Consider the following 26,991-nt stretch of genomic DNA (forward strand, 5'->3'; position numbering starts at 1 on the left):
CGCCCTACTCCGCCGCCACCGCATGGCCGGCGAAGTTCGCGCGACGGGTGCGGTATTGCTGGATGCGGTCCTCGATCTCGTGGCGGAAGTGGCGGATCAGACCCTGAACCGGCCAGGCGGCCGCGTCGCCCAGGGCGCAGATGGTGTGGCCTTCGACCTGACCGGCGACGTCCAGCAGCAGGTCGATCTCGGACGGGTCCGCCTCGCCCACCGCCATGCGCTCCAGCACGCGCCACATCCAGCCGGTGCCCTCGCGGCACGGGGTGCACTGGCCGCAGCTCTCGTGCTTGTAGAAATAGCTGATGCGGGCGATGGCCTTCACCAGATCGGTGGACTGGTCCATGACGATCACGGCGGCGGTGCCCAGGCCCGAGCGCATTTCGCGCAAACTGTCGAAATCCATCAGCGCGGTCTCGGACATCTCGCGCGTGATCAGCGGCACCGAGACGCCGCCCGGAATGACCGCCTTCAGGTTCGACCAGCCGCCGCGCACGCCGCCGCAATGCTCTTCCAGCAGCTGACGCAGCGGGATCGACATCGCCTCTTCGACATTGCACGGCCGGTTCACATGGCCGCTAATGCTCATCAGCTTGGTGCCGGTGTTGTTCGGACGACCAAAGCCCGCGAACCAGTCGGCGCCGCGCCGCAGGATGGTGCCGACGACCGCGATGGATTCGACGTTGTTCACCGTGGTCGGGCAACCGTACAGGCCCGCCCCGGCCGGGAACGGCGGCTTCAGGCGCGGCTGGCCCTTCTTGCCCTCCAGGCTTTCCAGCAGGGCCGTTTCTTCGCCGCAGATGTAGGCGCCGGCGCCGTGGTGGATATAGACGTCAAAGTCCCAGCCGTGGACGTTGTTCTTGCCGATCAGCTTGGCTTCGTAAGCCTGCTTGACCGCCGCCTCCATGCGCTCGCGTTCCAGCACATATTCGCCGCGCAGATAGATGTAACAGGCGTGGGCCTGCATGGCGAAGCTGGCGATCAAACAGCCTTCGATCAGCAGGTGCGGATCATGGCGCATGATCTCGCGGTCCTTGCAGGTGCCCGGCTCGGATTCGTCGGCGTTGACGACCAGATAGTGCGGACGCCCGTCCTTCACTTCCTTGGGCATGAAGGACCACTTCAGCCCCGTCGAGAAGCCGGCGCCGCCCCGGCCGCGCAGGCCCGAGTTCTTGACGTTGTCGATGAGCCAGTCGCGGCCCATGTCCAGCATGTCCTTGGTGGCGTTCCAGCAGCCGCGCGTCTTCGCCCCGTCCAGGCCCCAGTCATGCAGGCCGTACAGGTTGGTGAAGATGCGGTCCTTGTCTTCCAGGATGCCGACCACGCTCAGAGTCCTTCCGCCAGACGGCGCTTGTGATGACGGGTGCGCAGGAACACCGCCAGGATGACCAGCGCCCACCCCAGGGCCAGCATGCCGTAGCCGATCAGGGTCGCCGGTTCCGGCAGCACGCCGCGCGACGCCGCGGTGACCACCACGGCCGCCAGCAGGATCAACGCCAGCCCGCCCCAGCGATACGGCTGGGCCACGCGCCGCAGTTCGCGCCGATAATCGGCGCGGCCCTGTTCGGTGCTCAGATCGGGGGCGGGGCTGCTCATGCCGGCGCCTTCACAGGCTTGCTGTTGGGCAGGCTCTTGATCGGCTTGGCGGCCGAGCCGTCATACAGCTTGGGATCGGTCAGGGTCTGCGGCCCGCCCTCGGGCGCCGAGTTGATGCGGTCGATCTGGGGCCCGCGCTGGGGCGACTTGCCGGCGGCCAGATCGTCCAGGATCGCCTTCAGGCTGTCGGGCGTCAGGTCTTCGAAATAGTAGTCGTTGATCATGGCCATCGGCGCATTGACGCAGGCGCCCAGGCACTCGACCTCTTCCCAGTAGAAGCGGCCGTCGGCCGACAGGGTCTGTTTCGGCCCGATCTTGGACTTGCACACCTTCATCAGTTCGCCGGCGCCGCGGATCATGCACGGGGTGGTGCCGCAGACCTGGACCAGGGCGGTCTTTCCGACCGGCTCCAGCATGAACATGGTGTAGAAGGTCGCCACCTCCAGCACGCGGATATAGGCCATGCCCAACAGGTCGGCGATGGCGCGGATGGCCGGCTCGCTGACCCAGCCTTCCTGCTTCTGGACCAGCCACAGGATGGGAATGACCGCCGACTGCTGGCGGCCTTGCGGATATTTGCTGATCCACCAGTCGGCCTTGGCCTTCGTCGCCTTCGAGAAGGCGAACGTGGCCGGCTGATCCTTGGCGAGACGACGAACCGACATCAGACTTCCATTTCCTCGGCGACGACGCCGTCGCCCAGCATCTTCTTGCGCACGGTCAGCACCTTGTGCTGGCCGCTGCGGGCCAGCAGGAAGTTGTGCTTCCACGTTTCGCCGCTGCTGTCGGTGACCGAATAGCCGACCACGCTCCAGCCCTGTTTGACCGCATCGCTCAGGGGCTTGTTGCTCACCGGTCCACCTCGCCAAACACGATGTCCAGCGAGCCCAGAATGGCCGAGACGTCGGCCAGCATGTGGCCGCGGTTCATCCAGTCCATCGCCTGCAGGTGGCGGAAGCCGGGGGCCGAAATCTTGACGCGATACGGCTTGTTGGTGCCGTCGGACACGACATAGACGCCGAACTCGCCCTTGGGCGCCTCGACGGCGGCATAGACCTCGCCTTCCGGCGTCTTGAAGCCTTCGGTGTACAGTTTGAAGTGATGGATCAGGGCTTCCATCGACCGCTTCATCTCGCCACGGCGCGGCGGGACGATCTTGTTGTCCTCGACCATCACCGGATCGCCGGGGCAGTTGCGCAGGCGATGGATGCACTGGGCCATGAGGCGCGCGGACTGCTTCATCTCCTCGATGCGGACCAGATAGCGGTCCCAGCAGTCGCCGTTCTTGCCCACGGCGATGTCGAACTCCAGGTCGGCATAGCATTCGTACGGCTGCGACTTGCGCAGATCCCAGGCGATGTCCGAACCGCGCAGCATGACCCCAGTGAAGCCCCAGGCCAGGGCCTCTTCCTTGGACACCACGCCGATGTCGACGTTGCGCTGTTTGAAGATGCGGTTTTCGGTGACCAGGCTCTCGATGTCCTTCAGCGCCGCCGGGAACTGCTGCAGCCAGCGGTCGATGTCGTCGATCAGGTCCATCGGCAGGTCCTGATGCACGCCGCCGGGCCGGAAATAGTTGGCGTGCAGGCGCGCGCCGCAGGCCCGCTCATAGAAGACCATCAGCTGTTCGCGCTGCTCGAACCCCCACAGCGGCGGCGTCAGGGCGCCGACGTCCATCGCCTGGGTCGTCACGTTCAGCATGTGCGACAGGATGCGGCCGATCTCGGAATACAGCACCCGGATCAGCTGGGCCCGATAGGGAACCTCGACGCCCAGCAGCCGCTCGATGGCCAGGCAGAAGGCGTGCTCCTGGTTCATCGGCGAGACGTAGTCCAGCCGATCGAGATAGGGCACGTTCTGCAGATAGGTGCGCGCCTCCATCAGCTTTTCGGTGCCGCGATGCAGCAGGCCGATGTGCGGATCGACCCGCGTCACCAGCTCTCCGTCCAGCTCCAGCACCAGACGCAGCACGCCGTGCGCGGCCGGGTGCTGGGGGCCGAAGTTGATGGTGAATTTGCGCTCGTCCATCTCGCGCGCATGGGCGGTGCGGACGTCGTCGTCGAACACGTCCGTGGCGCCGATCGGGGCCGGGGTGTTGTGGCCGTCAGCCATCAGCGTGATCCTCGTCGTGCGTCGCCACGCGCTTGCGCGTCAGCGCCACCAGCCAGCCGAGCGCCAGCGTCAGCACCCCCATACCCGACACGGCGGCGGTCGAAATCTCCCAGTTGCCGGTCAGCACCGCGATGGCCAGCGGCGTCGACAGCAGCACGGCCGAGGCGCCCAGAAGCGCGCTCTGCAGCTCGCCCGCCGACAGCCGCCGGATGCCGGCGCCCACGGCCAGGCACACCACGGCGATCATGATGGCCACGCCCAGCGCCTGCATCTGCGAGGGCGACACCTCGGGCGCGCGCGTGAACCAGCCGGTCAGCCGCGCCCCCAGCGTGAACAGGAAGGCGGTGGAGAATGTCACCAGAAAGAACGAAGACGCCGATCGTATCGCCGTGCGGTTCATGGCCGGTCATCCCTTCGCCTTCTCGTCCCCGGGCAGGACGGGCGCGGGATATTCCGCGCCTTCCCAGGGCGACAGGAAATCGAAATTACGGAACTCTTGCGTCAGTTTGACGGGCTCATACACCACCCGCTTCAGCTCTTCGTCGTAACGGACCTCGACATAGCCCGTCATGGGGAAATCCTTGCGCAGCGGATGCCCCTCGAACCCATAGTCGGTCAGAAGGCGGCGCAGGTCGGGGTGGCCGCTGAACAGCATGCCATACATGTCGAACGCCTCGCGCTCGAACCAGTCGGCGGCCGGATAGACGCCCACGACGCTGGGCACGGGCTGGACCTCGTCGGCCGCCACCTTGACCCGCAGACGCGCGTTCCGCGTCAGCGACAGCAGATGATAGACCACTTCGAACCGCTCTTCCCGGTCGGGATAGTCAGCGCCGCAGACGTCGATCAGCTGCTGGAACCCGAAGGTGTCGCGCAGGGCCGTCATCACCTCGACGATCCGCTCACGCGGCGCGACCAGGGTCAACTCGCCATAGGCCACCTGGGCCTCGACACCCAGCGCGCCCACCATCTCGGCGCCCAGAGGCGTCAGCTGGGCCTCCAGATGATCCATCATCGCCACGTTGCTCATCGATCGATGGTCCCCGTGCGGCGGATCTTCTTCTGCAGTTGCAGAATGCCGTAGACCAGCGCCTCGGCGGTCGGCGGGCAACCCGGCACATAGATGTCGACCGGCACCACGCGGTCGCAGCCGCGCACGACGCTGTAGCTGTAGTGGTAGTAGCCGCCGCCGTTGGCGCAGCTGCCCATCGAGATGACGTAGCGCGGGTCCGGCATCTGGTCGTAGACCTTGCGCAGGGCCGGGGCCATCTTGTTGGTCAGGGTGCCGGCCACGATCATCAGGTCCGACTGGCGCGGGCTGGCGCGCGGCGCGGCGCCGAAACGCTCCAGGTCATAGCGCGGCATGGACGCCTGGATCATCTCCACGGCGCAGCAGGCCAGACCAAAGGTCATCCACATCAGCGAGCCGGTGCGGGCCCAGTTGATGACGTCGTCGGCGGCGGCGACCAGAAAGCCGCGCTCGCCCAACTCCATGTTGACCGCTTCGAAGAATTTGTCGTGGACCTGCGGGTCATAGCCCTCGACGGTCGAGCGCGCGGCCTGACCGAAGGCGATGGGGCTAGAGGGGGCGATCACTCCCATTCCAGGGCGCCTTTCTTCCACTCGTAGATGAAGCCGACCGTCAGCACGCCCAGGAAGACCATCATCGACCAGAAGGCGAAGACCATGCCCGCCTTGGACAGGTCGAACATCGATACGGCCCAGGGGAACAGGAAGGCCACTTCCAGATCGAAGATGATGAACAGGATCGACACCAGATAGAACCGCACGTCGAACTTCATCCGCGCGTCGTCGAAGGCGTTGAACCCGCATTCATAGGCCGACAGCTTCTCGGTGTCGGGGTTCTTGGGCGCCAGGACCGCGGCCGCCAGCATGAAGCCCAGCCCCAGCACGGCCGCGATGCCGGCGAAGACGACGACCGGCAGATATTCCAGCAGGAATGCGTTCATTCGGGTGCACCTCGTCCGCCGGGGGGAGAGGCGGATTCGGCGTCTTCTAGACTCAAGCCGCGCGGGGTTCAAACCCATGCCGCAAAAGGCTTTTGTTGCGAGCCATTCGCAATCCACGATGCCCGTCAGTGGACAGAATGTCGCGGGCCGGTCCGCTTGCCCCTGAGGGCGGAACCCGTCCCTATGCGCGGCTGGATCCTCCAATACGGAAAATGCGCATGAAAGTCGGCGGCCGCGTGCTGAACGCCATCGAAAGCATCGGCAACCGACTGCCGGACCCTGTCTTTCTGTTCTTGTGGTTCATCGCCGCCCTGGTGGCGCTCAGCCTGGTCGGCGCGGGCCTGGGCTGGTCGGCGGTCAATCCGGTCAGCGGCGAGGTCATGCAGGCCAAGAGCCTGCTGGCGCCCGAGAATCTGGAGAAGCTGTTCATCGGCATGCCGCGCACCCTGGCGGACTTTCCGCCCCTGGGGATCGTGGTCACCATCATCTACGGCGCCGCCGTGGCCGAACGGGCGGGCCTGTTCACCACCGCCATCCGCGGCCTGCTGCTGAATGCGCCCAAATCCATACTGACGCCGGTGGTGGTCGTGGCCGGCATGGTGTCGCACCACGCCTCGGACGCCGCCTATGTGGTCATCATTCCGCTGGCCGCCGTCATCTTCGCCGCCGCCGGGCGCCATCCGCTGGCGGGCCTGGCCGCCGGTTTCGCGGCCGTGTCGGGCGGATACGCCGGCAATCTGTTCCCCGGTTCGCAGGACGCCCTCTTGCTAGGCATCACCGAGCCGGCGGCGCATCTGATCGATCCGTCCTATGCGGTGAACATCGCCGGCAACTGGTTCTTCATCGTCGGCGTCGTCTTCGTCTTCACCCCCATCGTCTGGTTCATCACCGACCGGGTGATCGAGCCGCGCCTGGGCGCCTGGACGCCCCAAGGCGAACAGGCCCCGCGCACCGAGGAAAAGACGCCTCTGACCGCCGGCGAGAAGAAGGGCCTGGCCTGGGCCGGCCTGGTGGTGCTGGGCATGGCCGCCCTGTGGGCCGCCATCACCTTCCTGCCCGGCTCGCCCTTCGTCGATCCGGCGGCCGAGCCTGAGCAGCGTTACAATCCGCTGTTCCGGTCGCTGGTCGCCTTCTTCGCCCTGACCTTCTTCCTGGCCGGCGCGGCCTTTGGGGCCGGGTCCGGGTCGGTCAAGACGCACCGCGACCTGGTGCGGATGATGCGCGAAGGCATCCAGCAGCTGGCGCCCTATCTGGTGCTGGTCTTCTTCGCCGCGCATTTCGTGGCCATGTTCAACTGGTCCGGCCTGGGGCCGATCCTGGCCGTGAACGCCGCCGAGGGGCTGAAGGCCATCAATCTGCCGGCGCCGATCCTGTTGGTGTCGGTGGTGCTGGTGTCGTGCTTCTTCGATCTGTTCATCGGCTCGGCCTCGGCCAAATGGTCGGCCCTGGCGCCGATCGTGGTGCCGATGTTCATGCTGCTGGGCATCAGCCCCGAGATGACCACCGCCGCCTATCGCATGGGCGATTCGGTGACCAACATCGCCACGCCGCTGATGAGCTATTTCCCGCTGATCCTGACCTTCGCCCAGCGCTGGGATCCGAAATTCGGCCTCGGATCGCTGATGGCGACCATGATGCCCTATGCCGTGTCCTTCCTGATCGCGGGTCTGACCATGGTGGCGCTGTGGGTGGCGCTGGACCTGCCGCTGGGGCCGGGCGCGGGCGTGCATTACGTCCTGCCGACGCCGGCCGAAGCCGCGGTCGCCGCCCCTGTCGCGGAACCCGTCGGACCTGTGACGAAATAAGCGTTCGTCGCGCTTGACAGGCGAAGGGCGTCCCGCCTAAACGACGCCCCTCGCCGCGGCGCGCAAGCGCTTCGGCCGGGAAACGCGGGTGTAGCTCAGTTGGTTAGAGTGCCGGCCTGTCACGCCGGAGGTCGCGGGTTCGAGCCCCGTCACTCGCGCCACCTTCTCCGATAGAGCGGAGGGGTGGCGCACCGCCCTTCCCCGGACTTCGACAAACTGTCCTGACATCGCCAGCGCGTCCTTGCGCCCGCGTACCTTACGGCGAGTTCATTTCGCCCGCCGTATTCCCGCCTCAATTCGCTACAAACGTGGCGCTACTTTTGTAGCGGAGACATGTGGCGATGATCGAATCCCTGCCCCGACGCGAGCGCGAGGTGTTCGAGACCCTGTGCCGCCTGGAAGAGGCCACGGCCGCCTCGGTGCGACAGGCCCTGTCCGATCCGCTCAGTGATTCCGCCGTCCGCACCCTGCTGTCGCGGCTGGAGGCCAAGGGGTTGGTGCGGCGCCGTCCCGGCGGGCCGTCGAACCTGTACACGCCCGCGCCCGACACGGGCGATGTGGCGGCCGGCGCCCTGACCCGGCTGATCGACACCTTTTTCAACGGCTCGGCCGCCAGCGCGGCCACCGCCCTGCTGGGCATGAGCCGCCAGCTGTCGCCGGACGAACTGTCCGCGCTGGAATCGGCCATCGAACAGGCGAAGGAGCGCGGGGAATGATCGCCGCCCTCACCCTGGTCCTGGCCAAATCGGTCCTGTTCGCGGGTCTGGCGCTGGGTCTGACGGCCCTGATGCGCCGGCGTCCGGCGGCCGAGCGGGTCGAGGTTCTGCGCGCCGCCCTGGTCGCCCTGGCCGTCCTGCCTCTGATCGCCCTGGCGGGACCGGACCTGGCGCTGCGTGTGCTGGAGCCGGCGACCGCGACCGCCACCGTCGGCGCGCCCGAGGCCGCCCCTGAGGCCGCCCTGCCCCCGGCGCCTTTGCAGACGGCCCTGACCCTGCCGCGCGCCACCGTCACGGCCCAGATCACGCCGCCGCCCGCCTGGGTCTGGATTGCAGCCGCCTGGAGCCTGGGGGCCCTGCTGATCGCGGGCCGGTTCGTTCTGGGCGTCGCGGTGCTGGCGCGGTGGAGCCGTCGCGGACGGCCCGTCGAAGACGCCCGCTGGGTCGCGCCCCTGAATCGCCTGGCGCCCCGTCGCGCGCCCAGCCTGCGTGTATCGGCCGCCGTGGCCGCGCCGCTTAGCTGGGGCCTGCCGCCGGGCCGCATCCTGATCGCTCCGGCCCAGCTGGCCCGCCCGGACCAGGCCGAGGCCGTTCTGGCCCACGAACTGGCCCACATCCGCCGCGCCGACTGGCTGTTCCTGGCCCTGTCGCGGCTGGTGACGGCCCTGTTCTGGTTCAACCCCCTGGTCTGGCTGGTCGCCCGCGAAATGGAGCGTCTGTCGGAACACGCCGTGGACGAGGCGGTGGTGCGCCACCTCGACCGTGAAACCTATGCCCGCATCCTGGTCGGCATGGCCGCCCAGTCGTCCCAAACCCACCTGCCCGCCGTCGGAATGACCGGGCCGGCCCGCTCTCTCGCGCAAAGGATCAAGCTCGTCATGTCCGACCCTCGTCCCGCCCCCGCCCGCCCCTGGATCGCCGCCGCCGCCATCGCCGCCGTGGCCGCCGTGGCCGCGCCCGTCGCCGCCCTGGAGTTCATCGCCCGCGATCCTCAGGTCCAGGACGCCTACGCCTCGCCGGCCCCTGCGACCGTTTCAGCCGCCGCCGCCGAGGTCGTGGCTCAGCAGGCCCAGGCTGATGCGGCCGAACCCGTGCGGATCGTCGATCGTGACGAACGCCGCGAGGTCGTGGTCATCCGTGACGGCGACGCCCTGTCGGACGCGGAACGCGCGGCCGTCCGCGCCGATGTCCACCGCGCCCGGGCCGAGGCGCGCCAGGCGGCCCATGAAGCCCGCGCTGTCGCCGCCGATCATGCCCGGCGCGCCGAACAGCACGGCCGCGAGGCCGGGCGCCACGCCCGCTCCCTGGCCCGACTGGAGCGTCTGCGGTCGCTGCCCACGTCCGGCGACTACGCCGGCCTGGCGCGCCTGGCCGACCTGGGCGTCAACATCCAGGCCCAGGTCGACCGCGCCGTGGCCGAGGCCGCCAACGTCCGCGTCGACACGGCCCGTATCCAGGAAGAGGTGGCGCGCGAACTGGCCGCCGCCCAGGTCGAACTGGTCGCCGGCGGCGACGAGATGATCCGCGGCGCCCGCCAGATGCGTCAGGAAGCCGACCGCATGGGCGATCCCGCCTATCGCGCCCGCAAGATCCGCGAGGCCCGGGCGCGCGGCGAGACCGTGACCGACCAGGATCTGATCGAGGCCATCCCCCATCTGCGTTCGGGGGCCGACAGCCTGGAGCGGGCCGGCGAACAGCTGCGGACCCGCACCCTGGCCCAGGTTCAGGCCCCGGCCCGCGCCCGGCCCTGATTTCCGCGGCTCAGCAGGGCTGGGTCGGGGCGCCGTAACGGCCGGTGACGGCCTGTGCGGCGCCGTCGGCCTTCAGGCGCACGACGATCAGCCGGTCGTATTCGCAATCGCTCATGGCCGCCGTGTCGGTCAGGCCCAGGGCGCGGGCGATCTCGGGGATGGTGTTGCTGTGTCCCACCACCAGGGCCGTGTCGTCCGGCCCAAGCGCGCGCAGGATCGAGGCCGTGCGCGCGATATGGGCGGCCCCGCCCCCGTCCAGCGACAGAGTCTGGATCTCCAGGTCCGCCGCCTGGGCCGCCGGCGCCGCCGTGCCGCGCGTCCGCTGCAGCGGGGTGGAGAAGACATGCGTCAGCCGGGCCTGGACGACGGCCGCCGCCAGGGCCTGGGCCCGCGCCTGCCCCGCCTCGCTGAGCAGCGGATCGGCGCTGGCGTCCACCTTCTCGCCGTGACGGGCCAGGATGATGGTCTGGGCGACGGCGGGCTGTCCCAGCAGGGTCAGGACCGTCGCGAAGGCGATGATGGAATTCGGTTTCATGGGATCCTCCCGCGTTTGAACAGGAGGCTGGCCAAGCGACGCCGGCTTGTCCAGATGTTCAGTGCACGGCCTGTTCGTCGGCGACCGCCTGGACAAAGGCGCGCTGGCCCGAGACCTCGCCATAGACCTGGCACAGATCCTCGAACACGCGGTTCCAGGAAAACTGTTCCACCGTCTTCATCCGCGCGGCGGCGCCCAGGGCCTCGATGTCGCGCGTGAACAGGGCCTCGATGGCCTGGGCGTAGTCGTCGGGATCGGCGCTGACCGACAGTTGGCCGACGCTGGGATCGACCGTCTCGGCCACGCCGCCGGCGTTGACGCCGACCACCGGCCGGCCACAGGCCATGGCCTCCAGCACGATCAGGCCGAACGGCTCGCGGTCGTTGGCGTGCACGAAGGCGTCGCAGCTGGCGATGATGCGCGCCACCTTGGCCGGGTCTTTTTCGTAAGGCAGGGCGATGACCCGATCTTCCGCCGGTAGGCCCGCCCCGGCGCCGACCAGCACCAGATGATAGGGCGCGCCCAGTTTCTGGACCGCGTCGATCAGGACATCGATGTTCTTCTCGCGCGCCGGACGCCCGGCGAAGCACAGCAGCCGCGCCTCGGCCGGCAGGCCCAGCTTCTTCAGCAGCCAGTCCCGATCACGCCGGTCGGGCCGGAAGGTGTCGATCTCGACCCCCAGCGGGCGGATGACGATGTCGCGCACGCCGGCTTCTTCCAGGCGGCGGGCGATATAGCGGCTGGGCGACACCACGCGGTCGAACTGGCTGAACAGCCGGGCCCAGCGTTTCTCGACCGGCTTCTTGGCCCATTCGCCGAAATGCAGGGCGGCCAGGCCGGCCGGGTCCGAATGGCAGAAGCCGATGACCGGGCATCCGGCCCTCTGGCCCGCCTCAAGCGCGCCCTGGCCGGGCGTATAGGGGTCGCCCGCCTCGATCACCGAGGGCTTCAGCGCGGCGACCCAGGCGCCCCACTTTCGCACCGAACTGGGCCAGCGATAGCCGTCCCCAAACGGCAGTTTGGCGGCATGCAGCTTGATCACCCCGTCCGACCCGGCGTGGTGACGCAGGCCCGGCACCACCAGACTGTGGGCGACGCCGGGGCGATGGGCGGCCAGATACGCCTGCTTGGATTGCAGATACCGCTTCACCCCGCCCGAACGCGGCGCATACAGCATGGTGGTGTCCACCAGGCGCGGGCGCGGATCGCGCGCCGACGCCGCCTTGATGGCCCGCAGCGTATCGGCGACCTCTTCGTCCAATCCGGGGATCAGGCGCAGTTCGCTTTCCTGCACGTCCAGGCCGGTCATGCTCATGCGGGGGCTTTCATCGGTTGGCGAACCGGGAACGACCTGCTTCCGCTTGTGGATGCGTTTGGGGCGGACGGTCCTGGCCATCAGGGGGCGTTAGCGCCGCTGACCGCCAAGCTCAAGAGGCGTCCGCATTCGGATCATCCGCGACATCCAGTCCGCGCCGCGTCAAAGCCTCGCGCAAAAGCACCTCGACCTGGGCGTTGACCGACCGCAGCTCGGCCGCCGCCAATCGCTCGACGGCGGCCATCAGCGCGGGGCTGGTCCGCATCAGGAACGGCTTCCTGGCCTTGGGTTTGGGGCCCTGAGCCATGTCAGCCGTACAGGGTGCCCGTGTTCACGACCGGCTGGGCCTCGCGGTCGGCGCACAGCACCACCAGCAGGTTCGAGACCATGGCCGCCTTGCGATCCTCGTCCAGCTCGACCACGCCGCGCTCGCCCAGATCGGTCAGGGCGCTTTCCACCATGCCCACGGCCCCCTGAACGATCAGGCGACGGGCCGACAGCACGGCCTCGGCCTGCTGGCGCTTCAGCATGGCGCTGGCGATTTCGGGCGCATAGGCCAGGTGAGCCAGGCGCGCTTCGTCGACGACCACACCGGCCACCTTGACCCGCCCGACCAGTTCTTCGCGCAGCTTGGTCGCAACGTCCTCGGCGTCGGCGCGCAGGGTCAGTTCGTGCTCCTCGCCATGGTCATAGGCGTAGTGCGAGGCCAGGTCGCGCAGGCCCGTGTCGACCTGGATGTTCACGAACTGCTGGAAATCGTCGACGTCGAACAGGGCCTGGGCCGAATCCTCGACCCGCCAGACCACATTGGCGGCGATCTCGATCGGATTGCCCCGCTTGTCGTTCACCTTCAGCTTGTCCGAGGTCAGGTTGCGGACCCGCAGGCTGATCTTCTTGCGGCTGTACCAGGGCAGAACCCAGCGCAGGCCGGGCTTCCGATCCGTGCCGCGATAGTCTCCGAACAGCAGAATGGCCATCGCCTCGTTCGGCTGCAGCGAATACAGGCCGCACAGCAGGAACAGGCCGACCGTACCCGAAATGGCGGCAAAACCGATCATGGCGGGATCGCCCTTGTTCGCGACGATCGCCAGAGGCCCGACGACGATCAGCGCCAGGCCGACAAGCAGCATCAGCACGCCATTGGCCGTGCGCGCGGGCGTTTCGGTGGAACGGGTGTGGGTTTCGGTCATGTCGCCCTCCTGAACAGACATCAAAGTGATATCACTTCGATTTCAACTCTGGCAAGTCCCCTTGTTTCAGGTCGTCCGCACAAAGCCCGGCCTTGCATTCGCCTCAAATTCGAGAAACTTGAGGCATCGTGGCGCGGACCCTGTTAGAGGATCGGCGGCGCTCGGCTTCGCGTGTCCATAGAGGTTGTTTCCGAATGCGTAATCTGCTCGCGGCGGCGGTGGCCATCGCCCCCCTGATGGCGGCTACGGGCACGCAGGCCGAGGTGGTCATCAACACCTCGCGCACGACCCCGATCACCACCGCGAACGCGACCGGTTCCGGCCCCGACAGCATCCGTTTCGCCAGCGGCGGCAACGTCAATGTGACCTCCGGCGTGGCCGTGACGGTCAATTCGAACCACGGCCTGGACCTGGACAGCGGCTCGTCCATCTCGATGCTGGCCTCGGCCAACGGCTCGACCGGCATTCTGGTGACCGGCTCCAACCCCGGCACGATCGTCATCGGCGGCTCGGTCACGATCAGCGACGACCTGGAATTCTATCCCGACGACGACAAGGACGGCGACCTGGACGGTCCCTGGGCCAAGGGTTCGGATCGTTACGGCCTGCGTGTCAACGGCGCCGGCCCGGTCACCGCCAACATCAGCATCGAGGCCAGCGGCACCCTGCTGGTCGAGGGCAACAACTCCTACGCGGTCTCGATCGAATCGGACCTGGTCGGCTCGTTCTTCTCGCTGGGCACCATGCGGGTGACGGGCGACAACTCGATCGCCTTCCGCTCCTCGGGCGACATTTCGGGCGGCGTCTATCTGGGCGGGCCGATTTCGGCGACCGGCGCAGGTTCGACCGCCGTGTCCATCACCGGCGACGTCGGCGGCATGCTGACGCTGCAAAGCGACATCTCGGCCACCGGCTATCGCTACACCGCTCTGGGATCCGACGCCTTCGTCGCGGGGCTTGAGCCCGAGGACAAGCTGCAAAGCGGGTCCGCCGTCGTGATCGGGGCCAGCGTGCTGGGCGGCGTCATTCTCGAAAAGCCCCCGGTCAACAACGACAACGCCAACAACGATGAAGACGGCGACGGGATCGGCGACGCCGCCGAAGGCACCGCCACGGTCAACGTCTTCGGTTCCGCCCCGGCCATCGTGGTCGCCTCGGACACTCAGGACATCACCCTGGGCGTCGTCGGCACGGGCGACAAGGCGTTCGGCTTCATCAACCGCGGCTCCATCTCTGGCCAGGGCGTCTATGAAGGCGTCCAGGCCAATGGCCTGCTGTTCGGCGGCGTCGCGGGCCGCACTGTCGATATCGTTGGCGGTGTTCGCAACGAAGGCACCATCGCCTCACTGGCCAACAAGGCCGACGCCACCACCCTGCGCTTCGGCGAAGGGGCGTCCGCCGACAGCCTGGTCAACATCCTGGCCATTTCGTCCGGCGTCGCCACCCAGGGCGCGCACCGTTCGACGGCGATTCAGATCGACGCCGGCGCCACGCTGAATTCCATCACCAACTCGGGTCAGATCCTGGCCGTCTCGTCGGGCGGTACGGCCGATGTCACGGCCATCCGTGATCTCAGCGGAACCCTGACCAGCCTGACCAATACGGGCTCCATCCAGGCCAACCTGTCGCCGAACGACAAGGGCGACGCGATGACCGGCACGGTCACGGCGATTGACGCCCGCGCCAACACCACCGGTCTCACCCTGATCCAGTCGGGCACGACGGGCACGGTGAACGCCGACAATCCCGACACCGACGGCGACGGCGTGCCGGACGCGCAGGAACCGGAAATCCTGGGCGATATCCGCCTGGGTTCGGGCGCGGACGTGCTGGATATCCGCAATGGCGTGGTCGAGGGCGCGATCAGCTTCGGCGCCGGCGCGGACCGTCTGGACATCACCGGCGGCGCCGTTGTGCGCGGCGCCCTGTCCGACACCGACGGCCTGTTGGACATCAACATCGCCAATGGCACGCTGGAAGCGCGCCAGGCCGGTCAGTTGAACGTCACCAGCCTGAACATCGGCGCCCAGGGCGACCTTCTGGTCACCCTGGATCCCGCCAACAGCTCCAACTCGGGCTTCAATGTCAGCGGCACGGCCACCGTGGCCAATGGCGCGGGCGTGGGCGTGCGGTTCGCTTCGCTTCTGGACGGCCCGGAACGCTTCAATATCATCAGCGCCAACACCCTGATCATGGGCGGTACGCTGGATCAGGCCGCGGTACAGGCCAACTCGCCCTACCTCTATGTCGTCAGCGCGGGCGCCGACGTCGCGGCGGGCGACATCTACATCGACGCGCGCCGTCGCACGGCCCAGGAAGCCGGGCTGAGCGGGGTCGAAACCTCGGCCTTCGACGCCTTCTATCGCGCCCTGGGCGACAGTGACGCCCTGCGCAACGCCTATCTGGGCCAGACCGGCCGCGACGGCTTCATCAACCTGTACGAACAGATGCTGCCCGACCACTCGGGCGGACCGCTGCTGTCGCTGGCCTCGGGCGTCGATGCGGTGACCCGCGCCCTGACCGGCCGCAACGCTTCGGCCGCGCCGGGCGAAACCAGCGCCTGGCTGCAGGAGATCAACTTCTACGCCGACAAGGACAAGACCGACACCTACGGCTTCCGCTCGGAAGGCTTCGGCGTCGCGGGCGGCATCGAGCGGGGCACCCGCAACGGCGCCTTCGGCCTGTCGGTGGCCTTCACCTCGTCCGATTTGGAAGACCCCGAGGCCGAGGCCGAAGAGGTTCTGTCGGCCAGCCTGATCGAACTGGGCCTGTACTGGCGCGCTCAGGGCCAGTACTGGACCACCTGGGCGCGGGCCGCGGCCGGCTACGCCACCTTCGACGCGACGCGCCAGCTGGTCGGCTCGGGCCTGAACCTGCGTAACGAATCCAGCTGGAACGGCTTCACCCTGGCGGCGGCGGGCGGCGTTTCGTACGAGCGCAACATGGGTCGCTGGAACATCCGGCCCGAACTCTATGCCGAATATTTCTCGCTCAGCGAGGATGCGCGCGTCGAACGCGGCGGCGGTGACGGCTTCGACCTGGATATCGACGAGCGCGACGGCCACATGTTCTCGACCGTTGCGGCGGTCAACGTCGGCTATGGCTTCGGTCAGAACGGCTGGCTGCGGCCGGAACTGCGGGTCGGCTGGCGCCAGAACCTGTCGGTCGACGCCGGTGAAACCATCGCCCGCTTCGCCTCGGGCGGCCCGGACTTCATCCTGTCGCCGGCCAGCATCAAGGGCGGCGGCCCCATGCTGGGGCTGCGCGTGGCGGTCGGCAACGAACTGGGCATGCTGACCATCGCGGCGGACGCCGAGAAGCTGGAAAACTACGTCCGCTACACCCTGCTGCTGCGGGCCAGCTTCCGCTTCTGATCAGTCGGCGGCGGCGATCCAGGCCGCCCGGACCTTCAGGCGGCTGGCGCGGCGCATCGCGGTCGCGCGCGCGCCGGAGTCCAGCAGACCGGAAGCGCGCGGATCGCCCGCCAGCGCCCCCTGCCCCAATTCGCGCCACGCCGCCGCCCCCTGGTTCATGTCCGCCAGGATTTCCGCGCGCTCGGACCGATAGCTCAGGCTGGCGGGGTGCCGGGCGCCCAGCCGCTGCTCGGCGGCCTCTGGCGTTTCGCCCAACACCGTCAGCGCAGTTCCGGCATCGCCGCTGCGCCGCATCAGCACCGCCAGTCGCCCCCGCGCATCCAGCACATAGGGATCATCGGCCGGCCGCGATTCCAGGGCGGTCAGCGCCTGTTTCGCCTGATCCAACGCGGCCTGGGTCTGACCATTGGCGCCCAGGGCCTGGGCCCACACCTGACGCGCGCGGGTGGTTTCCAGATGATCCGCCCCCAGCGCCGTCTGCAGGCCCGCCACGGCGCGGCGTGACAGGGATTCGGCCTCCAGCGGCCGGTCCTGGGCCAACAGCACCTCGGCCAGGCGCAGGCGGGTCAGCTGGGTCTCGCTGTGCTCGACGCCGTTGCGCGCCTCGCGGATTTCCAGCCCGCGTCGCAACAGGGGTTCGGCGCGCTGGGCCTGACCGGCGCGGAACAGGGATTCGCCCGCATGGGTCAGCGACGCCCCGACAAAGGCGTGGTCGGCGCCCAGAACCGCGCCCATGATCTCGGTCGTCTGGCGGAACAGGTCGGCCGCCTCCAGATGGTCGCCCTTCAGCCCGCGGATATTGCCCAGGCCGTTCAGCGCCAGACCCGCCGCGGTCGTCGGAGCGGCGCCGGGCCTGACATAGGCCGCCACCGCCGCACGATAGGCCGCCTCGGCCTCGTCGAACCGACCCAGACTGGACAGGGTGTTGCCCAGGGCCGTCTGGGCGGTGGCGCGGCGCGGATCGTCCGGCCCGAACAGTCGCCCCGCCACCGCGTCGGCGCGGCGAAACGCGGCCTCGGCCTGGGCGTACTGGCCCTGGTCATAGTGGCTCCAGCCCAGGTTCTTCAGCCCCTCCAGCACATCGGGATGATCCTCGCCATAGGCGGCGATCCAGACCTGGACCGCCTGCTGGATGCGCGCCATCGAGACGTCCAGCCGTCCCTGGCGCGAGGCGACCGAGGCCAGGTTGTTCAGGCTTTCGGCCACGTCCGGGTGGGCGTCGCCCAGGGCGGCGCGGCGATCCTCCAGCCCCTGCTGAAACACGGCGCCGGCCCCATCGATGTCGCCCCGGACATACAGGATCTGGCCGATGATGTTGCGGCTGGACGCCGTAACGGGGTGGTGCGGACCATAGGTGGCCTCGGCGATGGCGACCAGTTCGCCGGCCTTCTGGATCGCCTCGTCGAACCGCTCGGCGTCGCGCGCCGTCTCGGCCTCGCCCACCAGGCGTTCGATCTGGGCCGTTTCGTCGTCGGTCGGCGCACGCACGGCGGGGGGTATGGCGAAGATGTCGGCGGGTTCGAACGCCACGCCCTGCGCCGTCGCGTCCTGCACGGCGACAACCGGAACGGGCGCGCCGGCGATCATCAGGACAGCCAGGCTGGCGGCGGCGATCATGACCGCGACTATCCCGTCATGCCGACGCCGATGCAAGCAGCCCGGAATGACGGTCAGGAATGGTGGGCGGCGAGGGGTTCGAACCCCCGACCCCCTCGGTGTAAACGAGGTGCTCTGACCAGCTGAGCTAGCCGCCCTTCCCCGCCGCTCATGCCCGCATGGGCGCGCCGGTTCAAGCCGCCGGACAACGCAAAACGCGGCCCGGCGAACCGGACCGCGTTCTGTCTTCAGCCGTGTCGGACGATCAGTGGCTGACCACCGCCCCGCCATCGGGCGCGGGCGGCGCCTGGGGCGGCAGGGGTTCGGTCGCCTCGTCCCATTCCACCGGCGTCAGGGTTCCGGTCAGGGCCCATTTCAGCGCCTCGTCGGCGGTCGAGACGGGCACGATCTCCAGCGCCGACTTCACATTGTCGGGCACATCGGCCAGGTCCTTCTCGTTCTCCTGCGGGATCAGCACCGTCTTCACGCCCGAGCGCAGGGCCGCCAGCAGCTTCTCCTTCAGGCCGCCGATGGCGGTGACCCGGCCGCGCAGGGTGATCTCGCCGGTCATGGCGATGTCCTTGCGGATGGGGATGCCGGTCAGGACCGAGACCATGGCCACGGTCATGGCCACGCCGGCCGAGGGGCCGTCCTTGGGCGTGGCGCCGTCCGGCACGTGCACGTGGATGTCGGTCTTCTCGAACACCGGCGGCTTGACCCCGAAGGCCAGGGCGCGGGCGCGCACATAGCTGGCGGCGGCCGAGATGGACTCCTTCATGACCTCCTTCAGATTGCCGGTCACGGTCATGCGACCGCGGCCCGGCATCTTGATCGCCTCGATGGTCAGGATGTCGCCGCCGAACTCGGTCCAGGCCAGGCCGGTGACGATGCCGACCTGATCCTCGGCGTCCGTCTCGCCATAGCGGTATTTCTTGACCCCGGCGTATTCGGCCAGCTTGGCGTCATCGACGGTGATCGAGACGAGTTTCGACGTCGCCATTTCACGCACCGCCTTGCGGGCCAGGCCGCCCAGGGCGCGCTCCAGCGACCGCACGCCGGCTTCGCGGGTGTAGTAGCGGATCAGGTCGCGGATGGCCGCGTCCGGCACGATCAGTTCGCCGTCCTTCAGCCCGTGATCCTGCAACAGCTTGGGCAGGACGTGGCGTTTGGCGATCTCGACCTTCTCGTCCTCGGTGTAGCCGCTGACCCGGATGATCTCCATCCGGTCCATCAGGGGCTGGGGCATGTTCAGGCTGTTGGCCGTGGTCACGAACATGATGTTCGACAGGTCGTAGTCGACCTCCAGATAGTGGTCGCCGAAGGTCGAGTTCTGGGCCGGGTCCAGCACCTCCAGCAGGGCCGACGAGGGGTCGCCGCGCCAGTCGGCGCCCAGTTTGTCGATCTCGTCCAGCAGGATGAAGGCGTTGGTCGTCTTGGCCTTCTTCATCGACTGGATGATCTTGCCGGGCATGGAGCCGATGTAGGTGCGGCGGTGGCCGCGGATCTCGGCCTCGTCGCGCACCCCGCCCAGGGACATGCGGACGTATTCACGCCCCGTCGCCTTGGCGATCGACTTGGCCAGAGAGGTCTTGCCGACGCCCGGAGGGCCGACCAGGCACAGGATCGGCCCCTTCAGCGTGCCGGTGCGCGCCTGGACCGCCAGATATTCCAGGATGCGCTCCTTCACCTTCTCCAGGCCGAAGTGATCCTCTTCCAGAATGGCCTCGGCCTTGTTCAGGTCGATGGGCTTCTGCTTGGCCTTGCCCCACGGGATCGACAGCAGCCAGTCGAGGTAGTTGCGCACCACGGTCGATTCCGCCGACATGGGCGACATGTTGCGCAGCTTCTTGACCTCGGCCTCCGCCTTGGTCCGCGCTTCCTTGGACAGGCGCGTCTTACGGATGCGCCGTTCCAGCTCCATGATCTCGTCGCGCTGGTCGTCGGTTTCGCCCAGCTCGCGCTGGATCGCCTTCATCTGCTCGTTCAGATAATATTCGCGCTGGGTCTTCTCCATCTGCCGCTTCACGCGACTGCGGATCTTCTTTTCGACCTGAAGGACGCTGATCTCGCCCTCCATCAGGCCATAGACCTTCTCCAGGCGACGCGGCGTCTCGATGGTTTCCAGCAGGGCCTGTTTGTCGGCGATCTTGACCGACAGATGGGCGGCGACGCTGTCGGCCAGCTTGGCCGGCTCGGTGATCTGGGGAATGGCGCTGAGGGCCTCGGGCGGGACCTTCTTGTTCAGCTTCACATAGTTTTCGAACTGCTCGACCACGGCGCGCATCAGGGCCTCGGCCTGGGACGGATCGCCCGGCTCGTCCTCGATCTCGACGGCGTCGGCCTCGAAATAGTCTTCGCGGTCGCTGAAGCGGGTCAGGCGGGCGCGGCTCTTGCCCTCGACCAGCACCTTGACCGTGCCATCAGGCAGTTTCAGCAGCTGCAGCACCGTGGCCACCACCCCGATGGGATAGATGGCGTCGGGCGACGGGTCGTCATCGACGCTGTTCTTCTGGGTCGCCAGCAGGATCTGCTTTTCGCCCTTCATGATCTCGTCCAGGGCGCGCACCGACTTCTCGCGCCCCACGAACAGGGGCACGACCATGTGCGGAAAGACGACGATGTCCCGCAGCGGCAGGACGGGAAGAGTCTTGGTTTCGGGCGTTTGGGTCTCGGACATGATGCGTACTTTCCAGGGCCTTCGTTGATCTCCGGCCCGCCGTTCCCCGGACGCCGGGCGCGATGCCCGGTCCCCGTGGACGGCCCGTCGATTCCGACGGCGTTCGGAACAGTATGTGGCCCCGCGCGTCCGGGGTTCAAGCGTAACGGGCGCCGGGAACGATGCGGTCGTGGATAGACGGCCACGCTGGACGATCCGTGCGCCTGATCGCCCCGACAGGTCCGCATCACCGGCGTCAGCGGCGTATAAGGGTCGATAGACGCGCGAAATCCGTGTGGTCCGGGCGCCGCATCGGCCGGCTTCGTGGCAACCCCTGACCGTCCGTGGCCGTTAGCGAAGCTCCACAGATGGAGGATTCGATGCGTTCACTGATCGTCCTGGGCGCCGCGGCGTCCCTGCTGACCGTCGCGGCCTGCAACCGGCCCGACGATACGCCGACCGAAACCGAGGCCGCCGCTGCGGTCGATGCGGCCGCCGAAACCGCCGCGACGGGCGCGACGGCCAGTGCGCGCACATCCGGCGCCCCTGCCCCGGCCGACACGGCCACGCCCTACCCCACCAACGACCCCATGCCGCCCGCGACGGACGGGGCCGCTGGCGCCAGCCCCGTCTCCGACGCCACGCGCGACGGCGCCAAGGAAAAGGCCGAAAGCACCAATCTTCATCCCCGCACGCCCTAAGCCGGCGTCACCACGAGGCGCGTGAAAAAGGGCGGGTCCGTCGCCGGGCCCGCCCTTGTTCGTGTCGTTTGCGGCGCGTCGATCAGGCGGCGCTGTCGGGGGCGGCCTTCTTGCCCTTGGTTTCCGCATAGATCAGCAGCGGCTGAGCCTTGCCTTCGATCACCTCGGCGTTGACCACCACCTCTTCGACGCCTTCGAAGGTCGGCAGTTCGAACATGGTCTCCAGCAGGACGCCTTCCAGGATCGAGCGCAGGCCGCGCGCGCCGGTCTTGCGCGTGATGGCCTTCTTGGCGACGGCGTTCAGGGCGTCGTCGGTGAAGGTCAGTTCGACATTCTCCATCTCGAACAGGCGCTTGTACTGCTTGACCAGAGCGTTCTTCGGCTCGGTCAGGATCATGATCAGCGCCGCTTCGTCCAGGTCTTCCAGTGTCGCCAGAACCGGCAGACGGCCGATGAATTCAGGAATCAGGCCGAACCTCATCAGATCGTCAGGCTCGACCCCGCGCAGGATGTCGCCGGTGCGGCGTTCGTCCACGTCCTTGACCCGAGCGCCGAAGCCGATGGAGGCCGCGTCGCCGCGCGCCTGGATCACCTTCTCCAGGCCCGCAAAGGCGCCGCCGACGATGAACAGGATGTTGGCGGTGTCGACCTGCAGGAACTCCTGCTGCGGATGCTTGCGGCCGCCCTGGGGCGGCACGGAGGCGACCGTGCCTTCCATGATCTTCAGCAGGGCCTGCTGAACGCCCTCGCCTGACACGTCGCGGGTGATCGAGGGGTTGTCGGACTTGCGCGAAATCTTGTCGATTTCGTCGATGTAGACAATGCCGCGCTGGGCCCGATCGACGTTGTAGTCGCTGGCCTGAAGCAGCTTCAGGATGATGTTCTCGACGTCTTCGCCCACATAGCCGGCTTCGGTCAGGGTGGTGGCGTCGGCCATGGTGAAGGGCACGTCGATGATCCGCGCCAGCGTCTGGGCCAGCAGCGTCTTGCCCGAGCCGGTCGGCCCGATCAGCATGATGTTCGACTTGGCCAGCTCCACGTCGTTCGACTTGGTCGCGTGGTTCAGGCGCTTGTAGTGGTTGTGCACCGCGACGCTCAGCACCTTCTTGGCGTGCGCCTGACCGATGACATAGTCGTCCAGGACCTCGCGGATCTCCTTGGGCGTAGGCACGCCGTCCTTGGCCTTGACGAAGCCGATCTTGTGCTCTTCGCGGATGATATCCATGCACAGTTCGACGCATTCATCGCAGATGAACACGGTCGGTCCGGCGATCAGCTTGCGGACCTCATGCTGGCTCTTCCCGCAGAAGCTGCAGTAGAGGGTGCTCTTGGCGTCCGTTCCGGCGGCTTTGGTCATTGACCCTTCTCACTCCCGCATTCGTCCCCGATATGGGGTCCGAACGCGCCTCCTCCGCGTTGATTCCTGAACTCTAGGCGCGAAGGTCTTTAAAATTGACAATCAACCATCCGCACGCGCGCCACAACCCCGCAAAGGGGGCCGAACGACGCACGGTTGGGGAACAAGACTGGATGGAGATCACGGCGAATGTCTGACATGGGCGCCCCGGACGATTTTCGCCAGCCCCGCGCAACGGGCGCGCCGGTCGTGGCTTTCGACTTCGACGGTACCCTGACGGTGCGCGACAGCTTCACCGCCTTTCTGCGCCATCGGGCGGGGGCGGCGGGATGGATGCTGGGCCTGGCGCGCATCGCCCCGGCCCTGGCGGCCTATGTCACAGATCGCGACCGCGGGCGGATCAAGGCGGCGACGGCGCGCGAATTCCTGGGCGGCCTGCCGCGCGAAACGCTGGAACAGGAGGCCGCCGCCTTCGCCGACGCGGTCTGGGACCGGTTCATGCGGCCCGACGCCCTAGACGTGTGGAACGCCTGGGGCGAACGCGGCGCCCACCGCGTGATCGTGACCGCCAGCCCCGAAACCACCGTCGCCCCCTTCGCCCGCCGCCTGGGGGCCGAGGCCTTGCTGGGCACCCAGATGGTGTTCGACGCCCACGACCGCGTCACCGGCGCCTTCGCCGGTCCCAACTGCCGGGGCGAGGAGAAGGTGCGCCGCCTGCGCGCCGCCTATGGCGACGACCTGCGCCTGGCCGCCGCCTATGGCGACACCTCGGGCGACACCGAGATGCTGGCCATCGCCGACGAGGCGGGATTCAGGGTGTTTACCTCGCGCCCTTAATGACCGTCGGCGTCCACGTCGAAGACCATGGCCCGGCCGCGCGAGGTCGGCTCCCAGCCCGCTTCGATGATCGAGGAGACGGCCGTCTTCACCGCCTCGACATTGATGCGCTGCTTTTCCATGTCCGGCCGGCCATTGGGGCGCAGGGGCATGGGGAATTGCACGATGGCCTCGCGCTTGAAGCCTTCCAGCCTCAGGGTGATGGCCATGCCGTTCCAGCTGCCGTCGGCGTTCGGCTGGGGCTGGCGGCGGATCTCCCAGCTGTAGGTTTCGCCATCGACCAGAACGGTCCCGCTGGTGTCGCGTGTGTGCTGCATGAGCGCCTGATAGCACAAAAGAAAAGGCGCGCCGGTTGCGACGCGCCTTTGTTCGGGTCTTGAGGCCGCAGAAGGATCAGGGCGTCTTCACGCCATCGGCGTCGGCCTGTTCGCGGCGGTCGTAGACGTGATCCACGATGCCCCACGCCTTGGCCTCGTCCGCGCTCATGAAATGGTCGCGGTCCAGCGTCTTTTCGACCTCTTCATAGGTGCGGCCGGTGTGGTGGACATAGATCTCGTTCAGCCGCTTCTTGGTGTAGCGGATGTCTTCGGCGTGGCGCTCGATGTCCGAGGCCTGGCCCCGGAAGCCGCCCGAGGGCTGGTGCACCATGATGCGGGCGTTCGGCAGGGCCACGCGCTGGCCCGCTTCGCCCGCCGCCAGGATCAGCGACCCGGCCGAGGCGGCCATGCCCATGACCACGGTCGAGACTGGCGACTTGATGTATTGCATGGTGTCGTAGATCGCGAGCGCCGAGGTCACCTGACCGCCGGGACTGTTGATGTACATGCTGATTTCCTTCTTCGGGTTCTCCGATTCCAGGAACAGCAGCTGGGCGCAGATCAGCGAGGCCATGCCGTCTTCGAACGGGCCGGTCAGGAAGATGATCCGTTCGCGCAGCAGGCGTGAGAAGATGTCGAAGGCCCGCTCGCCCCGGCTGGACTGCTCCACCACCATGGGGACCAGGTTCATGTTCATCAGTTCGATGGGATCGCGCATTCGGGGCCTTCTCGGATAGGTGCGGGCGGCCGAATCGGCGCGCGCTCCGCGTCGCTAGGATATTGCCCGCTGATGGGCCGGTTTCAAGCGAGGGGTCGTTCACCCGCCGCCGAAGCCACCGGATGGGCCACGCGCCAGGCGGCCCGAACCTGGGCGCGGAACAGGCTGCGCAGGCGCTGGGATTCGGTCATGCCCACCTCTTCCACGCTCAGCCGCCCAGGCCGCGCCGTCGCCTCGCGCCCCACATCGCGCAGCAGCGGCAGGGCCTGATCCGCCCGGCCCGTGGCCAGATACTGCCGCGCCAGGCCGCTTTCCCACAGCATGCGATCCGGGTCGCCGGGCGCCAGCTGGGCCCGGCCGACATCCACCGCGTGATGCAGCATCTCCTCGGCCTGATCGGCGGACAGTTCGGGCTGCATCTGCATGGCGATGTTGAACATCATGCCCGCGACTTCGACATGGTCGCGCCCCAGCAGGCGGATACGGGTGTCTAGCAAGGCCTGATAGGCCGTCGCCGCCTCGGTCCGGCGACCGCTTTCGGCCATGATCGCCGCCTGGTTCGATCGCGCCCGCAGGGTCTGCAGATTGTCGGCCCCCAGCGACGCCGAATAGCTGTCCACCGCGATGTCGATCAGCCGCCCGGCCTCGTCCATCTGATCGGCGCGCCAGGCCAGCAGCGCCGCCTGATTATAGGCCGAGCCCACGAACATGTGCCCGCGCCCGAACTGGCGTTCGGCCTGCAGCACGGCCCGGGTCATGGTGGCCGCCGCCGCATCCAGCGCGCCCGCCTCATATTGCGACTCGGCCAGGGCCAGCAGGGTGGTGGCGATCTCGGGGTGATCTTCGCCCAGGATGCGGGCCTCCAGCGCTGCCGTGTCGCGCAGCACCTCGCCCGCCTCGGCATAGCGTTCCGCTTCGATCAGGACCGACCCCAGGTTCCGCAGCGCACGGATGCGATACAGGCTGGTCGGCGCGCGGGTGGCCAGAACGCCTTCCGCTTCACGCGCCAGTTCCAGGGCGGCGGGGATGCGCGCCTGCTGTCGCCGCACCATCGACATCAGCATCAGGGCCACGGCCCGCGACTGCATCGTCTTGCGCGCATCGGCGGGCCAGACCTCCAGCGCGCTGTCCAGAATCTGCTCGGCCTCGCCGGCTCGATTGTCGATCATCAGCCCTTCGGCCAGGGCGATGCGGGCCTGGTTCAACCGCGTCTGGTCCACGCCCTCGACGTCGCCCTGTTCGGCCAGCAGGGCGATCAGGGCCTCGACGCCCGCCCGGTGCTGGCCCTGCAAGGGCAGCAGCGCGGCCTGACTGATGCGCGCGCCCAGCCGGTCCGGGTCGCTGGCCGGAACCTGGGCGGCCGCCAGGGCCGTCTCCAGCACCTGGGTCGCCGCGGCGTAGCGGCCGACGCCCTGCAACAGATCCGCCCGCCAGGTGGCCAGGCGCAGCGCCTCGACCGAACCGGCGCCCCTGGCCTGGATCACGGCGACCTGGGCCGCATCCAGACGCGCAAAGGCCTCGTCCGCCTGTCCGGCCGCCAGGACGGTGCGAACATAAGCGTCCAGCAGTTTCAGGGTTCCGGCGTCGGCCGGACCGTGGGTCTGGGCCGACAGAGCGTGCACCGCGCCGGCCTCGGCCAGCGCCTCGTCCATCCGCCCCAGCCCGCGCAGCCAATCGGCCCTCAGGCCCCGCAGTTCCAGCGTCAGCGGAGCCGTGGCGCCGTCCGTGGCGTCGTACCAGGCCAGAAGACGCCCGAACGCCGCCTCTACCCGCGCCGTATCGCCGCTTTCCATCCCTGCGGTCACATCGCGCATGTCGCGGCGGGCCTGGACCTCTGCGCTCTGCTGGGGCGTCAGTTGCACCGGCATGCCCGCCTCGGCCCGCACCGTGTCCAGTTGCCGGCAGCGTTCGGTGTTCGACCCATGCTCGGGCCGGGCGTACAGATCACAGGCGCGCTGGGCCGCCACGCCCGCCTCTTCGAACCGGTTGTCGTTGTTCAGCACCCGCGCCAGGGCATAGGCGACGAAGGGCGCGTCGGTCGCCGCGTCCTGGCCCGCGTCGATCAGGGCCTGATTCTCATGGGCCAGAATGTTCGCCGCCTCGCTGCGCCGACGCAGCCGGTCCAGCGAATTGGCCAGGCTGAGCGCCGTATTCAGCCGCCAGCGGTTCTGCGGCGGCGCCTGCCGCGCCAGAACCTGATAGGCCTCGCCCAACGGCGGCAGGGCCTCGGCGTATCGCCCGGCGCGCTCCAGCTCCATCCCCTGCTGGGCCAGGCCCAGGATGCGCTCCACCTCGGGATCGACGGCGGGCGCCGCGGCGGCGGGCTCCGGCGTCTGCGCCCAGGCGCCGCTGTTGATCGCCAGCGCCAGCAGCGCCGCGCACCCCATCGCTCGAATCATCATGGCCCGCCTCATGCCGGCATAGTGCGCCGACAGGAGACGAAGCGGG

Annotated in this window: 25 protein-coding genes and 2 tRNA genes; 7 read left to right on the plus strand and 20 right to left on the minus strand. The window is 68.2% G+C overall.

Features of this window, described 5'->3' with window-relative positions; all coding sequences use genetic code 11:
- Positions 1-4: 4 nt before the first annotated feature.
- From nuoF to Q0581_RS03410, 9 genes are all read right to left on the minus strand, one after another.
- Complete coding sequence (gene nuoF, locus Q0581_RS03370; protein ID WP_298697596.1) at positions 5-1,321, minus strand: NADH-quinone oxidoreductase subunit NuoF; 1,317 nt, start codon at positions 1,319-1,321, stop codon at positions 5-7.
- A gap of 2 nt (positions 1,322-1,323) precedes the next feature.
- Positions 1,324-1,593 carry a hypothetical protein gene (locus Q0581_RS03375; RefSeq protein WP_298697597.1) on the minus strand — a complete coding sequence of 90 codons (270 nt, stop codon included), beginning with the start codon at positions 1,591-1,593 and terminating at the stop codon, positions 1,324-1,326.
- Positions 1,590-2,258: an NADH-quinone oxidoreductase subunit NuoE gene (gene nuoE, locus Q0581_RS03380; RefSeq protein WP_298697599.1), complete on the minus strand. Its 669-nt coding sequence runs from the start codon at positions 2,256-2,258 to the stop codon at positions 1,590-1,592. Before nuoE ends, Q0581_RS03375 begins: the two co-directional genes overlap by 4 nt.
- Complete coding sequence (locus Q0581_RS03385; RefSeq protein WP_298697601.1) at positions 2,258-2,446, minus strand: hypothetical protein; 189 nt, start codon at positions 2,444-2,446, stop codon at positions 2,258-2,260. Before Q0581_RS03385 ends, nuoE begins: the two co-directional genes overlap by 1 nt.
- Positions 2,443-3,621, minus strand: a complete 1,179-nt coding sequence (locus Q0581_RS03390) for an NADH-quinone oxidoreductase subunit D (protein ID WP_298697848.1) — start codon at positions 3,619-3,621, stop codon at positions 2,443-2,445. Before Q0581_RS03390 ends, Q0581_RS03385 begins: the two co-directional genes overlap by 4 nt.
- Before the next feature lie 76 nt (positions 3,622-3,697).
- Positions 3,698-4,105: a hypothetical protein gene (locus tag Q0581_RS03395; RefSeq protein ID WP_298697603.1), complete on the minus strand. Its 408-nt coding sequence runs from the start codon at positions 4,103-4,105 to the stop codon at positions 3,698-3,700.
- A gap of 6 nt (positions 4,106-4,111) precedes the next feature.
- Positions 4,112-4,675 carry an NADH-quinone oxidoreductase subunit C gene (locus Q0581_RS03400; RefSeq protein ID WP_298697850.1) on the minus strand — a complete coding sequence of 188 codons (564 nt, stop codon included), beginning with the start codon at positions 4,673-4,675 and terminating at the stop codon, positions 4,112-4,114.
- A 56-nt stretch (positions 4,676-4,731) separates the two neighbouring features.
- Entirely contained in the window at positions 4,732-5,328 is a 597-nt protein-coding gene (locus Q0581_RS03405) for an NADH-quinone oxidoreductase subunit B family protein (RefSeq protein ID WP_298697605.1), read from the minus strand.
- On the minus strand, positions 5,298-5,675 hold the full coding sequence (locus tag Q0581_RS03410) for an NADH-quinone oxidoreductase subunit A (RefSeq protein ID WP_298697607.1): 378 nt from the start codon (positions 5,673-5,675) through the stop codon (positions 5,298-5,300). The genes Q0581_RS03405 and Q0581_RS03410 overlap by 31 nt, the downstream gene beginning before the upstream one ends.
- A gap of 218 nt (positions 5,676-5,893) precedes the next feature.
- Here Q0581_RS03410 and Q0581_RS03415 point away from each other — a divergent pair, with 218 nt between their 5' ends.
- The 4 genes from Q0581_RS03415 to Q0581_RS03430 all read left to right on the plus strand — a co-directional run bounded on the left by Q0581_RS03415 (position 5,894) and on the right by Q0581_RS03430 (position 9,947).
- Positions 5,894-7,480, plus strand: coding sequence for an AbgT family transporter (locus Q0581_RS03415; RefSeq protein ID WP_298697608.1), 1,587 nt, complete (start codon positions 5,894-5,896; stop codon positions 7,478-7,480).
- Positions 7,481-7,564: 84 nt separating this feature from the next.
- Positions 7,565-7,641 (plus strand) — tRNA-Asp (locus Q0581_RS03420).
- A gap of 180 nt (positions 7,642-7,821) precedes the next feature.
- A complete protein-coding gene (locus Q0581_RS03425) occupies positions 7,822-8,196 on the plus strand; it encodes a BlaI/MecI/CopY family transcriptional regulator (RefSeq protein WP_298697610.1) in 375 nt (124 codons plus the stop codon).
- A complete protein-coding gene (locus Q0581_RS03430; protein ID WP_298697612.1) occupies positions 8,193-9,947 on the plus strand; it encodes a M56 family metallopeptidase in 1,755 nt (584 codons plus the stop codon). Before Q0581_RS03425 ends, Q0581_RS03430 begins: the two co-directional genes overlap by 4 nt.
- A 10-nt stretch (positions 9,948-9,957) precedes the next feature.
- Here the strand turns inward: Q0581_RS03430 and Q0581_RS03435 are convergent, their stop codons facing one another.
- The 4 genes from Q0581_RS03435 to Q0581_RS03450 form a co-directional block, all read right to left on the minus strand.
- The gene (locus Q0581_RS03435; RefSeq protein ID WP_298697614.1) at positions 9,958-10,482 is read right to left on the minus strand and encodes a histidine phosphatase family protein; all 525 of its coding nucleotides are present in this window, start codon (positions 10,480-10,482) and stop codon (positions 9,958-9,960) included.
- 58 nt (positions 10,483-10,540) lie between these two features.
- The gene (locus Q0581_RS03440; RefSeq protein ID WP_298697616.1) at positions 10,541-11,797 is read right to left on the minus strand and encodes a glycosyltransferase; all 1,257 of its coding nucleotides are present in this window, start codon (positions 11,795-11,797) and stop codon (positions 10,541-10,543) included.
- 112 nt (positions 11,798-11,909) lie between these two features.
- Positions 11,910-12,062, minus strand: a complete 153-nt coding sequence (locus Q0581_RS03445; RefSeq protein WP_298697618.1) for a hypothetical protein — start codon at positions 12,060-12,062, stop codon at positions 11,910-11,912.
- A 43-nt stretch (positions 12,063-12,105) separates the two neighbouring features.
- The gene (locus Q0581_RS03450) at positions 12,106-12,987 is read right to left on the minus strand and encodes an SPFH domain-containing protein (protein WP_298697619.1); all 882 of its coding nucleotides are present in this window, start codon (positions 12,985-12,987) and stop codon (positions 12,106-12,108) included.
- Between the two features lie 194 nt (positions 12,988-13,181).
- On the opposite strand from Q0581_RS03450, the gene Q0581_RS03455 reads away from it, so the two are divergent.
- Complete coding sequence (locus Q0581_RS03455; RefSeq protein ID WP_298697621.1) at positions 13,182-16,361, plus strand: autotransporter outer membrane beta-barrel domain-containing protein; 3,180 nt, start codon at positions 13,182-13,184, stop codon at positions 16,359-16,361.
- On the opposite strand, the gene Q0581_RS03460 is transcribed toward Q0581_RS03455, so the two are convergent.
- The 3 genes from Q0581_RS03460 to lon form a co-directional block, all read right to left on the minus strand.
- On the minus strand, positions 16,362-17,978 hold the full coding sequence (locus tag Q0581_RS03460; RefSeq protein ID WP_298697623.1) for a tetratricopeptide repeat protein: 1,617 nt from the start codon (positions 17,976-17,978) through the stop codon (positions 16,362-16,364).
- A gap of 60 nt (positions 17,979-18,038) precedes the next feature.
- Positions 18,039-18,115 (minus strand) — tRNA-Val (locus Q0581_RS03465).
- A gap of 107 nt (positions 18,116-18,222) precedes the next feature.
- Positions 18,223-20,634 carry an endopeptidase La gene (lon, locus tag Q0581_RS03470; RefSeq protein ID WP_298697625.1) on the minus strand — a complete coding sequence of 804 codons (2,412 nt, stop codon included), beginning with the start codon at positions 20,632-20,634 and terminating at the stop codon, positions 18,223-18,225.
- Positions 20,635-20,993: 359 nt separating this feature from the next.
- Here lon and Q0581_RS03475 point away from each other — a divergent pair, with 359 nt between their 5' ends.
- On the plus strand, positions 20,994-21,314 hold the full coding sequence (locus Q0581_RS03475; protein WP_298697626.1) for a hypothetical protein: 321 nt from the start codon (positions 20,994-20,996) through the stop codon (positions 21,312-21,314).
- Positions 21,315-21,396: 82 nt separating this feature from the next.
- Here Q0581_RS03475 and clpX read toward each other — a convergent pair whose 3' ends face one another.
- Positions 21,397-22,671: an ATP-dependent Clp protease ATP-binding subunit ClpX gene (clpX, locus tag Q0581_RS03480; protein ID WP_298697628.1), complete on the minus strand. Its 1,275-nt coding sequence runs from the start codon at positions 22,669-22,671 to the stop codon at positions 21,397-21,399.
- A 189-nt stretch (positions 22,672-22,860) separates the two neighbouring features.
- On the opposite strand from clpX, the gene Q0581_RS03485 reads away from it, so the two are divergent.
- Positions 22,861-23,508 carry an HAD-IB family hydrolase gene (locus tag Q0581_RS03485; protein ID WP_298697629.1) on the plus strand — a complete coding sequence of 216 codons (648 nt, stop codon included), beginning with the start codon at positions 22,861-22,863 and terminating at the stop codon, positions 23,506-23,508.
- On the opposite strand, the gene Q0581_RS03490 is transcribed toward Q0581_RS03485, so the two are convergent.
- From Q0581_RS03490 to Q0581_RS03500, 3 genes are all read right to left on the minus strand, one after another.
- Positions 23,505-23,825 (minus strand): hypothetical protein, encoded by a 321-nt coding sequence (locus Q0581_RS03490; RefSeq protein ID WP_298697631.1) that lies wholly within the window; start codon positions 23,823-23,825, stop codon positions 23,505-23,507. The genes Q0581_RS03485 and Q0581_RS03490 overlap by 4 nt on opposite strands.
- Positions 23,826-23,901: 76 nt before the next feature.
- The gene (locus tag Q0581_RS03495) at positions 23,902-24,543 is read right to left on the minus strand and encodes an ATP-dependent Clp protease proteolytic subunit (RefSeq protein WP_298697633.1); all 642 of its coding nucleotides are present in this window, start codon (positions 24,541-24,543) and stop codon (positions 23,902-23,904) included.
- An 83-nt stretch (positions 24,544-24,626) separates the two neighbouring features.
- Positions 24,627-26,945: a tetratricopeptide repeat protein gene (locus tag Q0581_RS03500; RefSeq protein WP_298697634.1), complete on the minus strand. Its 2,319-nt coding sequence runs from the start codon at positions 26,943-26,945 to the stop codon at positions 24,627-24,629.
- Between the last annotated feature and the right edge of the window lie 46 nt (positions 26,946-26,991).

Origin of the sequence: uncultured Brevundimonas sp., assembly GCF_937863155.1 — a bacterium.
GTDB lineage: Bacteria > Pseudomonadota > Alphaproteobacteria > Caulobacterales > Caulobacteraceae > Brevundimonas.

Excerpts from the sequence above, each read along its gene's own strand:
- Q0581_RS03415 (WP_298697608.1), top strand. The coding sequence starts at position 5,894 with ATGAAAGTCGGCGGCCGCGTGCTGAACGCCATCGAAAGCATCGGCAAC.
- Q0581_RS03460 (WP_298697623.1), bottom strand. The coding sequence starts at position 17,978 with ATGATCGCCGCCGCCAGCCTGGCTGTCCTGATGATCGCCGGCGCGCCC.
- Q0581_RS03410 (WP_298697607.1), bottom strand. The coding sequence starts at position 5,675 with ATGAACGCATTCCTGCTGGAATATCTGCCGGTCGTCGTCTTCGCCGGC.
- Q0581_RS03495 (WP_298697633.1), bottom strand. The coding sequence starts at position 24,543 with ATGCGCGATCCCATCGAACTGATGAACATGAACCTGGTCCCCATGGTG.
- clpX (WP_298697628.1), bottom strand. The coding sequence starts at position 22,671 with ATGACCAAAGCCGCCGGAACGGACGCCAAGAGCACCCTCTACTGCAGC.
- Q0581_RS03440 (WP_298697616.1), bottom strand. The coding sequence starts at position 11,797 with ATGAGCATGACCGGCCTGGACGTGCAGGAAAGCGAACTGCGCCTGATC.
- Q0581_RS03450 (WP_298697619.1), bottom strand. The coding sequence starts at position 12,987 with ATGACCGAAACCCACACCCGTTCCACCGAAACGCCCGCGCGCACGGCC.
- Q0581_RS03475 (WP_298697626.1), top strand. The coding sequence starts at position 20,994 with ATGCGTTCACTGATCGTCCTGGGCGCCGCGGCGTCCCTGCTGACCGTC.
- Q0581_RS03485 (WP_298697629.1), top strand. The coding sequence starts at position 22,861 with ATGTCTGACATGGGCGCCCCGGACGATTTTCGCCAGCCCCGCGCAACG.
- Q0581_RS03390 (WP_298697848.1), bottom strand. The coding sequence starts at position 3,621 with ATGGACGAGCGCAAATTCACCATCAACTTCGGCCCCCAGCACCCGGCC.
- Q0581_RS03400 (WP_298697850.1), bottom strand. The coding sequence starts at position 4,675 with ATGGTGGGCGCGCTGGGTGTCGAGGCCCAGGTGGCCTATGGCGAGTTG.
- Q0581_RS03435 (WP_298697614.1), bottom strand. The coding sequence starts at position 10,482 with ATGAAACCGAATTCCATCATCGCCTTCGCGACGGTCCTGACCCTGCTG.
- Q0581_RS03500 (WP_298697634.1), bottom strand. The coding sequence starts at position 26,945 with ATGATGATTCGAGCGATGGGGTGCGCGGCGCTGCTGGCGCTGGCGATC.
- lon (WP_298697625.1), bottom strand. The coding sequence starts at position 20,634 with ATGTCCGAGACCCAAACGCCCGAAACCAAGACTCTTCCCGTCCTGCCG.
- Q0581_RS03395 (WP_298697603.1), bottom strand. The coding sequence starts at position 4,105 with ATGAACCGCACGGCGATACGATCGGCGTCTTCGTTCTTTCTGGTGACA.
- Q0581_RS03490 (WP_298697631.1), bottom strand. The coding sequence starts at position 23,825 with ATGCAGCACACACGCGACACCAGCGGGACCGTTCTGGTCGATGGCGAA.
- Q0581_RS03375 (WP_298697597.1), bottom strand. The coding sequence starts at position 1,593 with ATGAGCAGCCCCGCCCCCGATCTGAGCACCGAACAGGGCCGCGCCGAT.
- Q0581_RS03445 (WP_298697618.1), bottom strand. The coding sequence starts at position 12,062 with ATGCGGACCAGCCCCGCGCTGATGGCCGCCGTCGAGCGATTGGCGGCG.
- nuoE (WP_298697599.1), bottom strand. The coding sequence starts at position 2,258 with ATGTCGGTTCGTCGTCTCGCCAAGGATCAGCCGGCCACGTTCGCCTTC.
- Q0581_RS03455 (WP_298697621.1), top strand. The coding sequence starts at position 13,182 with ATGCGTAATCTGCTCGCGGCGGCGGTGGCCATCGCCCCCCTGATGGCG.
- Q0581_RS03430 (WP_298697612.1), top strand. The coding sequence starts at position 8,193 with ATGATCGCCGCCCTCACCCTGGTCCTGGCCAAATCGGTCCTGTTCGCG.
- Q0581_RS03425 (WP_298697610.1), top strand. The coding sequence starts at position 7,822 with ATGATCGAATCCCTGCCCCGACGCGAGCGCGAGGTGTTCGAGACCCTG.